This is a genomic window from Methylobacterium gregans, from assembly GCF_022179245.1.
GTDB lineage: Bacteria > Pseudomonadota > Alphaproteobacteria > Rhizobiales > Beijerinckiaceae > Methylobacterium > Methylobacterium gregans.
Window position 1 is genome coordinate 77,937 of sequence record NZ_BPQM01000063.1, and the last position, 9,429, is coordinate 87,365.

A 9,429-nucleotide genomic window follows, 5' to 3' on the forward strand; every position below is an offset into this window, starting at 1 on the left:
ATGAGACGAATGGAGATATTATGATACTTTGATACATACATACTCAAATACGAGACAATCTGCGACTTTTGCAGTCGAAGCAACGGGATGTTCTTAGGAATGCGATTAATCCCGCTGGCGTCTGATGGGCCTGTTGCCGACGCGCTCGGCCTCCCACGCCCGATCGGATCTCAGAATGTCATCCATCACGCTCTCGGCCGCGACGCGGCAGAACCTGCTCTCGCTGCAGGACACCGCCTCCCTCCTGTCGACCACGCAGAGCCGCCTCTCCACCGGCAAGAAGGTGAACTCGGCGCTCGACAACCCGACGAACTTCTTCACCTCGCAGAGCCTGACCGCGCGCTCCTCCGACCTGAGCAACCTGCTGGACGGCATCTCGAACGGCGTGCAGGTCATCCAGGCGGCCAACCAGGGCATCACCTCGATCACCAAGCTGATCGACACCGCCAAGTCGACCGCCCAGCAGGCGCTGGCCGACAAGACCGGCGGCAGCACCGGCGCCACCGGCGGTGCGAAGGCGCAGGCCGCCAAGGTCATCGGCACCGCGACGCTGGCGGGCCTCGGCACGACCGACGCCTCCGGCAGGACCACCTTCGACCTGTCGAGCGCCGCCAAGGACGCCTCCCTCGACATCTCGCTCGATGGCGGCGCCACCAAGACGACGATCCGCCTCGACGCCACGACGCTGGCCTCCTCCGGCACGGACCTCACAAAGGTCACCTCCGACCAGCTCCTCACCGCGATCAGCGGCCAGATCGGCAACAACGCCGCGCTGAAGGACAAGGTGACCGCGAGCTTCAGTGCCGACGGCCGCCTCAGCTTCACCACCACGGCGGCGGGCGCGTCCGCCAAGCTGACGGTCGCGGGCTCGGCCAACTCCACGATCGACATCGGCTACGGCAAGGCCACCGTCGCCCCGACCCCCTCGACCGTGACCGCCAACGGGGCGCTGGGCGCGGCGACCGATTTCTCGACCGGCAGCGCCTCGCTGGTGGTCAGCGACGGCAACACCTCGGTCAACATCAGGCTCGACAAGAACGCGGTGACCGACGCCTCCGGCGGCACGCTCGGCACCTCGGCCTCCCGGCAGCAGGTCCTCGACGCGATCAACAAGCAGCTCAAGGACAACGGCTCGACCGTCACCGTCGCGGCGAACGCCGACAACAAGCTCGTGTTCAGCTCGGCCGACGTGGGCCCCGACGCGCAGATCTCGGTGATCGGCGGCCTCGACACCACCGGCGGCAGCGGCATCGGCTTCAGCAGCTTCACCGCGGGCGCGACCACGCCCGGCGCCCTGGCGGCGAACACGCTCACGACGTCGGCCGCCACCTACACGGCGCCGGTGACGGCCGCCGGCGGAGGCATCCTTCCCGCGAACATCGTTACCGGCAACACGGCTGCAAGCCGCGCCGGCTCGACGACTTCCAGCGTCACGTCAGGCCCGAACATCGATCTGCGTGATGGAAAGACCGCGACCTTCAGTGTCACCAACGGCGCGGGCGTATCCCGCTCGGTCACTCTCAATGAGAACACCTTCTCGGGGGCGGCCACGCCTGGAAATCCGACGCAGGCCGAACTGAAGGCTGCGATCAACGCGCAGCTCTCGGGCTTCGACGTCCAGGCGGATTTTGCCGCCAACAAGCTCACCTTCACCAACACGGCTACGGGTGATGGCAAGAATGCGACGGTCTCGGCGAGTTATGATACCATCGGGCTCGGCTTCCAGACGGGTGGTACCAGCAGCCTGAACGGCACGCCCCCGACCACGATCGTGCCCGGCCAGTCCACGACCTTCACGGTCAACGACGGTGCGAAGACCACGACCGTCTCGCTCGATTCGACGAGCCTGATGCTCGACAACAACGCGATCGGAACGGCCAGCACCGCGGCCGAATTCGTGAGCGCGATCAACCGTCAGCTTCGGGACGACAACAACGGGGTGACGGCCTCGGTTGTCGGCGGCAAGCTCACCTTCACGACGAACGCGGTCGGCGCAGGCCACGCGGCTCCGACCGTGACCCAGGGCACCGACGCGATCGGCCTCTTCGGCGTCCCGGCCACCACGAAATCGAGCGCCGCGGCCACCTTCCCGAGCACCGCCGACCTCACCACCGCCTCGGCGGGCTTCACGGTCGACGGGACGACGATCACGCTCGACAAGAACAGCCAGGACAAGGACGGCGTCGCGATCGGCACCAACCCGACCGCCGCGAAGATGCTGGAAAGCATCAACCGGCAACTCGGCGGGCAACCCGCCACGCGGAACGTGACCGCCTACCTCGACGGTGCGGGTAAGCTCACCTTCGCCCGTCAGGGCACCGCGGCGGGTGCGGTGGCCGCCCCTGTCGTGGCCTCGGCCAGCGACACGATCGGCCTCGGCCTGGGCACGGCCAACGCGCTGACCGCGACCGGCACGGTCTCGACGCCGGCCACCAGCAGCGCGGCCCGGGTTCAGGGCGGCGCCGCGACGGCGCCCTTCGCCCTGACGGCGACAGCCAACACGTTCCAGGTCGGCGACGGCACGGCGACGGCCAACGTCTCGATCAGCGCGGGGACGGCGAAAGTCGGGGGCGGGACCCTCGGCGCCACGCCCTCGCAGACCGAGGTCGCCGCGGCGATCCAGGCCCAGTTGGATGCCCAGGGGGTCAACGTCACAGCCTCGTTCCAGGGCGGCAAGCTGACCTTCGATTCTCAGGGCGTCGGCGCGAGTGCCAGCGTGACGCTGACCCCCGGTCACGATGAGGCGGCCGGTGCCGGCCTCGGGCTGGGCTCGGCGGGTGTGGCCAATCCCCCGACCACCGCGCACGGCGTCTCGGCGGGCAGCATCGACCTCTCGGGCGGCAAATCGAGCGCCTTCGCGATCAGCGACGGCAGCACCAGCAAGAACGTCACGATCAGCGCGACGAGCCTCGACCGGGGCGGCAACCAGATCGGGACCTCGGCCACGCAGGCCAAGGTGGCTGAGGCGATCCAGGTCCAGCTCGACACCGGCAACGTCAAGGCGAGCGTGGCCTTCGTGGGCAACCAGCTCAAGATCACCGGCAACGCGGTCGGCACCGGCGCAGGCAGCCCGACCCTGACCGTGACCCGCGACACCGCGGGCCTCGGCCTCGGCACCACGACCACCACCAACAGCACGCCTCATGCCGGTGGGGGCACGGCGGCGGCCGGCGTCACCTCCTCGGGTACCGAGGCGACGGACGGCTCCTCCAAGGCGTCGATCGTCGGCACCGAGCAGACCGTGACCAAGGACTTCAGCGGCACGAAGGACGCCTCCTTCACGCTGAAGCTCGGCAGCGGCCCGCTCAAGTTGATCACGCTGAACAGCAGCAACCTCGGCACCTCGCCCAACACGAGCCAGAGCGCGATCGCCAAGGCGATCAACGACCAGATCGCGGCGGACACCGGGCTGGCCGGCAAGGTCTCGGCGAGCTACGTCAACAACAAGCTCGTGCTCACGACCACCGATTCCGGCTCCGACCAGAAGCTCACGGTCACGGCGGCGCAGGTGACGACGGGCGGAACGACCGGCCTCGACATCGGCTTCGGCGTCAGCGGCTCGGGCGCGACCGCGCAGACGGCGTCGGGCACCGATGTCGGCGGCAGCAAGGGCGTCAGCTCGGTCCGCTCGACGCTCGCGACCCAGTTCAACCAGATCCTGCAGCAGATCACGCAGCAGGCCCAGGACTCTGGCTACAACGGCCTCAACCTGCTGTTCCGCAACAGCAACAGCGCGGCCGACAACACGCTGCACATCGCCTTCAACGAGAAGAACACCGCGGCGCTCGACATCGGCGGCGTCAAGTTCGACGCGGCCGGCCTCGGCCTCGACACCATCACCGGCGGCTTCCAGACCGACACGGAGATCACCGCGGCGATCGAGAAGCTGACCTCCGCCACGAGCCAGCTGCGGACGCAGTCCTCAACCTTCGGCGCCAATCTGTCGGTGGTGCAGAACCGTCAGGACTTCTCGAAGGCGATGATCAACATCCTCGACACCGGCGCGGGCAATCTCGTCAACGCCGACCTGAACGAGGAGGCGGCCAACTCGCAGGCGCTCTCGACCCGCAACTCGCTGGCGGTCTCGGCGCTGTCGCTGGCCAACCAGGCGCAGCAGGGCATCCTGCAGCTCCTGCGCTGAGCGCGGCGCATCCGCCGAGCGGCCAACCGCCCGCGCGACGCCGCGCGGGCGGTCCTGTCTCCGGGAGTCTCAGCCGAGGTTGAGGGCCCGGATCAGCAAGAGGCTGATCGCCAGCAGCACCAAGAGCGAGCCGGTGACCGCGAGCGTCACCCGCGCGCCGACACGAGCGAGCACCCGCACGTCCACGCCGAGGCCGAGCGCCGCCATCGAGACAACCGTCAGAAGGCCCGCGAGCCGCGTGACCGGCTGCACCACCGTCTCCGGCACCAGCCCGAGCGAGCGCAGGGTGGCGAGCGCCAGGAAGCCCAGGATGAACCAGGGTACCAGCTTGAAGAAGCCGAGGCGACGCGGCCCCGCCTTGCCCGTCGCGCCCTCGGCCGGGAGGTGCGGCGCGATCAGCGCGAAGGCGACCACGACCGGGCCGAGCATCAGCACGCGCACGAGCTTGACGAGGGTGCCCACCTGGGTGGCGAGCAGGCTGATCGGCACGGTGGCGGCGAGCACCTGCGGCACCGCGTAGACGGTCAGCCCCGCCAGCACCCCGTACTGGTGCTCGCTGAGGCCGGCGAGCGGCAGGAACAGCGGCAGGCCTAGCACCATCAGCACGCCGAGAACCGCCGTGAAGGCGATGGAGGCGGCCACGTCCTTGCTGTCGGCGCCGATCACCGGCGCGACCGCGGCGATCGCCGAGTTTCCGCAGATGGCGTTGCCGGCCGCCACCAGGATCGCCATGCGGGCGGGCAGGCCGAGCGCCCGGCAGATCGCGTAGCTCGCGGTGATGGCCAGGATCACCGTCCCGACGATGCCGGTGAGCAGCGCCGGGCCGGACGCCACGATCGCCCCCAGGCTGATCGAGGTGCCGAGCAGCGTCACAGCCACCTCCAGCACCTGCTTGGCCGAGAAGGCGATGCCCGCCCGGTAGCGCTCGCCCGGCACCCAGACGGTGCGGATCGCGATGCCCGCCAGGATCGCGATGACGAGCGCCTCGACATAGGGATGGCCGGTGAGGTGTTCCTCGACCGATTGCAGGGCAACCGCCCCCGCCGTGATCGCGAGGCAGACCAGAAGCCCGGGCAGGAGCGAGGGGGCCTCGCCGGCGGCCGTGCCGGGCAGAGCCTCCTTCGCGGGGGCCTTCACGCTCATGATCGCATCCTTGCGGAGGAAGAGGAGAACGCTCTCCATACGCCTCCGAGAAGAGAACTTGCTTCTGCTTTGGCCGCGAAGATCGAAGATCCGCAACCATTGTTTGCTCTCGGCGGGTGCGCGATATTCGGTCCATGCCCACCGACATCCACGCCCAGCGTTCCGCCTTCGATCCGTTCGGCGAGCGCCTCGACGGTGCGGGCGCTCGCGCGGCGCCGGCGGGCCACCGGGCGCGCAACCTCGCGGTCGCGCTGTTCTGGAGCGTGGCGCTGCTCCTCGTTGCGGGCCGGGTCCATCTCGCTGCCCATGCGGCCTCGCCGTCCGCCCCGATCCAGGCCGCTCTCGGCACGCAGGCCCGCTGACGCCGCCCTCGGCCTGGCCGGACCCGGCAGGCCGGCCGCACCCGCGCAGCATCGAGGCGCGATCGACGGTGTCAATACTGCGCGCTCAGGTAGGCCGCGATGGCCTTGGCCTGTGCCTCGTCGATGGGCGCGCCGTAGACCTTGATCATCTTCGTCACCTCCGCTTCCCAGAACGCCCGGCCTTTGCCCGGCGGCTGCATCGCGATGTAGTCGACCGAGTGGCAGGTCATGCAATTAGCCTGCGCGGATGCGAAGCCGGCCGCGTGAGCACCGTCGGCGGGCGGGCGCAGCTCGGCGGTCGGTTCCGGAAGCGCGTAGCTGCGCGGAGCCGCCAGGGCGGGGAATGCCGACAGGGCGACCAGCGCCGCGAGCCAAGTGATACGCCGGAAAAGTCGCTTCCTGGGCATGGTGCTCTCCCTCACGACGCGCGCACCCGCGTGGTCTCGACCACGTTGCGCAGGTAGCCGGCCGGGTTCCAGAGCGGCTCCATCGGCTGGCTCGCCCCGTCGTTGCCCGTCGCCCGCACCCGGATCGCGTGCGTGCCCGGGCCGAGATCGAGGTCGAGCGTCCAGGGGCGGAAGGCGTAGGGCCCGAGATCCGCGCCGAGCCGCGCCTCGGTCCAGTTCCGGCCGTCATCGGCGGAGACCGCCACGGAGCGGATGCCCGCGCCGCCGTCGAAGGCGATGCCGCGCAAGGGCGTCCGCCCGGCCTTCACCGCGGCGCCGTCCTGCAGGTTGGTCAGGAAGGAGCGGATGGTGAAGCGGTTGATCGGCACCGTCGCCTTCGGCGCCTGGCCCGGCTCGGTGCAGGCGCAGGGATTGTCCGGGATCCGGTAAGCCGTCTTCATCCAGAAATTGTCGAACGGTTTGTCGAGCACCCGGACGCTGGCGAGGTGCTTGACCCAGTAGGTCCCGTAATAGCCCGGCACCACGAGGCGTAAGGGATAGCCGTTGAGCCAGGGCAGGTCCTCGCCGTTCATCGCGAAGGCAAGCATCACGGTGCCGTCGCGGGCATGATCCACGCCGAGCGACTTGGCGAAGTCCGGCGTCTCCGGAATGACCGGCCCGTCAAGCCCCTCGAAGGCGATCTCGATCGCCCCGGCCCTGATCCCCGCCTCGTCGAGCACGGCCTTCAGCGGCACCCCCGTCCAGCGGGCGCACCCCATGGCGCCGTTGGCGAGCTGGCCGCCGGCAACCCGCGGCTCGAAGAATCCGCGCGAGTTGCCCGAGCACTGGTTGACGGCGACGATCTCGGTCCGCGGCAGCGCCTTCAGGTCGGCGAGCGAGAGATCCAGCGGGCGCTCGACATGGCCTCGGACCGCGAGCCGGTATGTCTCGGGGTCGATCTCGCTTGGGATGTCGGCGAGGTGGTAGCGCACGAAGAAGGCGTCGTTCGGCGTGAGGGCGCCCTCGTCGAAGACGGCGAACGGCGTCTCGAGCTGGGGCGGGCGCGCGGTCATCTGCAGGAGCGGGCGCTTGCCCGGATAGGCCACCAGCGGCCGCTCGCCGTTGCCGAAGGGCAGCGTGACCGCGTCCGCCCGGGCGCGCGGGACGCCGCCCGCCAGCGCGAGGGCGCCGAGCGCGCCCATCCTCAGGATGTCCCGTCGTCCGCGATCCGTCATCGCGCGCTCCCCGTGCAGGCTGTTGCAGCGAGTTTCAGATGTCCCGGGGCCTCGCCGGCTCCGGGCGCGGTGCGGCGCATCCTGCCGCCGGCGTCGTGCGGGCGGCACCCTGCCGCCGGCACGACGCCGGTCAGCGCAGGACCGAGAGGTAGTGGACGTCCTGCGTCAGGCAGGTCGAGAGGCGCCACTCGACTGGGCGCTCCTCCAGGTCGACGGCGACGCGGTCGATCTCCAGCGCGGGCGTGCCCACGGCCACCTCCAGCAGACCGGCCTCGCGGGGCCCGAGGGCCACCGCCTTCAGGCGCTCGTTCGCGGTCGCAATCGTGATGCCGAAGCGGGTCGCGTAGAGGCTGTAGAGGGTGTTGGGCAGGGCGAGCTCGGCGATGCCCGGGAACAGGGCGGCCGGCACGCTGATCGTCTCGGACACGCAGAGCCGCGCATCGATGAGGCGCACGCGCTCGATGCGCACCACGCGGGCGGCGCGCGCGAGGTCGAGGCGCCCGCGCTCGTCGGCGCTGGCCGCCGCTTCCGCGATCGCCGTGACCCGGCTCGTCGGCATCCCGGTGCCCTCGCCGTCGGGCCGGAGCTTGAAGAAGCGGAAGACGCTCTGCTTGTCGTCGTGGTCGGCCACGAAGGTGCCGCGGCCCTGGCGGCGCACCAGCAGGCTGTCGGCGGTCAGCGCGTCGAGCGCCTTGCGCACCGTGCCCTGGCTGACCCCGAGCTCGGCGGCGAGCTGCCCCTCGCTCGGCAGGATCTGGCCCGGCTGCCAGACCGCGTCGGCGAGGCGCTTCAGCAGCGTGTCGTAGACCTGCCGGTAGAGCGGCCGGAATCCGACCGCGCCGCCAGCGGCGCCGCGCCCCGACCCTGACTGACCGTCCCCTGACCGTTCCATCTCGTTGCGACGCCGAGCCCCACCTGCGGGCAGAGCGTCGAAGGATGTGTCCAGCACCTCTCCCTCCTCTGGCTTACGTTGGCCCGACCAGCGGGGCAATCACAGGTTTCTCCTCCGCACAGGCAGTTTTCCTCAGAGCGCCCGGATCTCCGCCACCAGCGCGTCGGGGAGGTCGAGGCCCGCCTCGGCCGCCCGACGGCGCAGCCCGAGCCGGCGGCTGCCGGGCAGGCGGGCGCCGTCCTGCTCCTCGATCGACCCGGCGAGCGCGGCGAAGCGCTCTGGCGCGTCCGGGCTCAGCGCGGCGGCGTCGATGGCGAGGATAAACTGGCCGGTGCCCGGCGGGTCGCCCTCGGCGTCGAGGAACGAGGAAGCTTCCCCGGCAAAGCGCGCCCCGACGAGGCCGGCGGCGAGCAACTCCACCATCAGGGCGAGCGCCGTGCCCTTGGCGTCGCCGAGCGGCACCATCGTACCCGTGAGCGCTGCCCCGGCGTCGGTGGTCGAGCGCCCATCGGCGTCGAGCGCCCAGCCCTCGGGGATCGGGTCGCCGCGCTTGGCCGCGCCGACGATGTTGGCGCGGGCGACCTTCGAGAGGGCGAGATCGACCACGATCGGCGCGCGGCCCGGCAGCGGGCAGGCGAAAGCGAGCGGGTTGGTGCCGAACACCGCGCGGTGCCCGCCCCAGGGCGCCATCGCGGCGGGCGTGTTGGCGAAGAGGAGCGCGACGCATCCCTGCTCGGCCAGCGCCTCGACCGGGCGCCCGGCAGCGCCGCAATGGTGCGAGCGCCGGATGCCGGCCGCCGCGATCCCCTGCTGGCGGGCCATCCGCGGCAGTTCCGCGAGCGCGAGGTCGATCGCCGGGTAGGCGAAGCCGTGGGCGGCGTCGATTGCCAGCAGACCCGGGCGCGGTGGCTCGGCGCGGGGTACCGCGTCGCCTACCACCTTGCCGGCCCGCACCTGCGCCCCGTAGGGCGCGACGCGCGAGAGGCCGTGGCCCTTCAGGCCGTCGGCTTCGGCGGCGACGAGGGCGCGGGCGACGCTGCGGGCGGCGGGCGCCGCGGTGCCGCAGCGGGTCAGCGCCTCCGCGGCAAGCGCCTCGGCCTCGGTGAGGGTGAGGGTGGCCATCGCCCTACTGCTCCGTGAGGTGGCGGCGCACGGCCTGGGCGGTCACTGCCGAGACGCGCACGTTCGATTCCTGCGTCACGCCCGCGATGTGCGGCGTCAGGACGAGGTTCGGCACGTCCACGAAGACCGCGCCGGCCCCGGCGTCCAG

The 9,429-nt window shown here is 70.9% G+C and carries 7 protein-coding genes and 1 pseudogene; 2 read left to right on the plus strand and 6 right to left on the minus strand.

Annotation, left to right across the window (positions count from 1 at the left end; all coding sequences use genetic code 11):
• The first annotated feature begins 175 nt into the window (after positions 1 to 175).
• Entirely contained in the window at positions 176 to 4,141 is a 3,966-nt protein-coding gene (locus tag MFF54_RS13720) for a flagellin N-terminal helical domain-containing protein (RefSeq protein WP_238303483.1), read from the plus strand.
• Between the two features lie 69 nt (positions 4,142 to 4,210).
• Here the strand turns inward: MFF54_RS13720 and MFF54_RS13725 are convergent, their stop codons facing one another.
• Positions 4,211 to 5,284: a YeiH family protein gene (locus MFF54_RS13725; protein ID WP_238303484.1), complete on the minus strand. Its 1,074-nt coding sequence runs from the start codon at positions 5,282 to 5,284 to the stop codon at positions 4,211 to 4,213.
• 134 nt (positions 5,285 to 5,418) lie between these two features.
• Between MFF54_RS13725 and MFF54_RS13730 the strand changes: the two genes are divergently transcribed.
• On the plus strand, positions 5,419 to 5,646 hold the full coding sequence (locus MFF54_RS13730) for a hypothetical protein (RefSeq protein WP_238303485.1): 228 nt from the start codon (positions 5,419 to 5,421) through the stop codon (positions 5,644 to 5,646).
• Between the two features lie 71 nt (positions 5,647 to 5,717).
• On the opposite strand, the gene sorB is transcribed toward MFF54_RS13730, so the two are convergent.
• From sorB to MFF54_RS13755, 5 genes and pseudogenes are all read right to left on the minus strand, one after another.
• On the minus strand, positions 5,718 to 6,053 hold the full coding sequence (gene sorB / locus MFF54_RS13735) for a SorB family sulfite dehydrogenase c-type cytochrome subunit (protein WP_238303486.1): 336 nt from the start codon (positions 6,051 to 6,053) through the stop codon (positions 5,718 to 5,720).
• 11 nt (positions 6,054 to 6,064) lie between these two features.
• A complete protein-coding gene (gene sorA, locus MFF54_RS13740) occupies positions 6,065 to 7,267 on the minus strand; it encodes a SorA family sulfite dehydrogenase catalytic subunit (protein ID WP_238303487.1) in 1,203 nt (400 codons plus the stop codon).
• Between the two features lie 130 nt (positions 7,268 to 7,397).
• Positions 7,398 to 8,216 (minus strand): GntR family transcriptional regulator, encoded by an 819-nt coding sequence (locus tag MFF54_RS13745; RefSeq protein ID WP_238303488.1) that lies wholly within the window; start codon positions 8,214 to 8,216, stop codon positions 7,398 to 7,400.
• Between the two features lie 75 nt (positions 8,217 to 8,291).
• Entirely contained in the window at positions 8,292 to 9,281 is a 990-nt protein-coding gene (locus tag MFF54_RS13750; RefSeq protein WP_238303489.1) for an Ldh family oxidoreductase, read from the minus strand.
• A 4-nt stretch (positions 9,282 to 9,285) separates the two neighbouring features.
• A pseudogene (locus MFF54_RS13755) lies at positions 9,286 to 9,429 on the minus strand (3-phosphoglycerate dehydrogenase); the annotation flags it as partial.